This is a genomic window from Mesorhizobium sp. M7A.F.Ca.CA.002.05.1.1 (genome assembly GCF_003998335.1).
Taxonomy (GTDB): Bacteria; Pseudomonadota; Alphaproteobacteria; order Rhizobiales; family Rhizobiaceae; genus Mesorhizobium.
In genome coordinates this window covers 1-1,729 of sequence record NZ_RZQI01001099.1, presented here as the reverse complement: position 1 = coordinate 1,729, position 1,729 = coordinate 1, and the positions used below count along the sequence as shown (strand labels likewise).

Below are 1,729 nucleotides of genomic sequence, written 5' to 3'. Positions count from 1 at the left end.
GTCGCCGTGCTGACCGTCGAGGGCGGCAAGCTGCCCTGGGTGTCGCTGGCGCTGGCGTTTTCCTTCGCCGCCTACGCCTTCTTCCGCAAGACGCTGCCGATCGGACCGAGCCAGGGATTTTTGCTCGAAGTCCTTCTGCTGTCGGTGCCGGCGCTTGGCTACATCGTCTATCTCATCGCGACCGAACAGGACCACATCTTATCCAGCAGTGGCACCGATACGGCATTGCTGATCGGCTGCGGTCCGGTCACATCGATCCCGCTGCTGCTGTTTGCGTTCGGCGCGAGGCTGCTGCGGCTGTCCACCATCGGCATCATGCAGTACATCGCGCCGACCATTGTGTTTCTGATCGCCGTGCTGATCTTCGACGAGCCTTTCGGCACCACCCAGGCGATTGCCTTTGGCCTGATCTGGACAGCGCTCGCGATGTATTCCTGGTCGATGTTCCGTGGCCGCGAGATCCGGCCGGCGGTGCCGGCTGCAAGGTAAGGATCCCCTATGTACCTGCTGCATATCGCCAACAAAAATTATTCCTCATGGTCGCTGCGGCCTTGGGTGTTGATGCGAGAGCTGAACATCCCGTTCGAGGAACGGCTGACGCCATTCCCGACCGCATCGAGTTGGGATCTGTACCGGCCCTTCTCGCCGAGCGGCCGCGTGCCGTGCCTGATCGACGATGGCTGGGCGGTCTGGGATTCGCTGGCCATCGTCGAATATCTGGCCGAACGCCACCATGGCGTGTGGCCTGTCGAGGCCAAGGCGCGCGCCTGGGCACGCTCGGCCGCCGCCGAGATGCATTCGAGCTTCACCGCATTGCGCGGGGCATGCCCGATGAGTTGCGGCGTGCGCGTAAAGCCATTCCCGATGTCCGATGCGCTGAAGCAGGACATCTTTCGCCTCGGCGATCTCTGGAACGATGGCCTTGCCCGTTTCGGCGGGCCGTTTCTGGCCGGCGCTCATTTTACCGCCGTCGACGCTTTCTTTGCCCCGGTGGCGTTCCGCGCCCAGTCCTATGGGCTCTCCTTCGAGGGTGCGGCTGCAGCCTATCCAGCGCAATTGCTTGCCCTGCCGGCGATGCGCGAATGGTATGCGGCTGGCTTGGCCGAGACCTGGCGCGAGCCCGACCACGAAGCGGAAGCCGCCGCCGCCGGCACCGTCATCGAGGATCTTCGCGCCTCGGCGTGAAAGTCGCCGGGCGGGCGTTACATCTGTCCGAGCCGCCTGACAAAGAGATAGGTCGCGCCCGCGATCACCATCGCTACCGCCGTCACCACCCAGAAGCCCATTGGCGTGTCGACCAGCGGCAAGCCGCCGACATTCATGCCGAACAGGCCCGAGATGATGGTCATTGGCAACAGCACCGCCGTCATCACCGACAGTACGTACAGCAGCCGGTTCGACTGCGTCGTCAGCTTGGCCATAAGCTCGTCCTGCAACAGCCGGGCGCGTGCCTGCAATTGTTCGCCATCATAGTGCAGCGTCTGCGCCCTGTGCGAAAGACGCGCGGCCATGTCGTTGATGCTGTCGGGCAGGTCGTTACGGTGCGAGTGGTCGAGATGGCGAAACAGATTGGTCAACGTCGCCATCTGCCTGTGGATCACAACCAGATGCCGGCGCGCGTCGACGAGGGATTGCCGTTCATTGTGCCATGCGTCGCAGACGATGCGATCCTCGATCCCGTCGAGGCTGTCGCCGAGTGCCGCAAGTTCAGCCACCATGCCGTCAAAAG

At 63.3% G+C, this 1,729-nt stretch carries 3 protein-coding genes; 2 read left to right on the top strand and 1 reads right to left on the bottom strand.

Annotated elements, in window-relative coordinates:
* Together EN939_RS32935 and EN939_RS32930 are read left to right on the top strand one after the other, a co-directional pair.
* On the top strand, positions 1-489 hold a 489-nt coding region (locus EN939_RS32935), incomplete at its 5' end, for an EamA family transporter (protein WP_442919588.1).
* A gap of 9 nt (positions 490-498) precedes the next feature.
* Positions 499-1,185: a glutathione S-transferase family protein gene (locus EN939_RS32930; RefSeq protein ID WP_127271665.1), complete on the top strand. Its 687-nt coding sequence runs from the start codon at positions 499-501 to the stop codon at positions 1,183-1,185.
* A 17-nt stretch (positions 1,186-1,202) separates the two neighbouring features.
* Here the strand turns inward: EN939_RS32930 and EN939_RS32925 are convergent.
* On the bottom strand, positions 1,203-1,729 hold a 527-nt coding region (locus tag EN939_RS32925; RefSeq protein WP_272483128.1), incomplete at its 5' end, for a CorA family divalent cation transporter.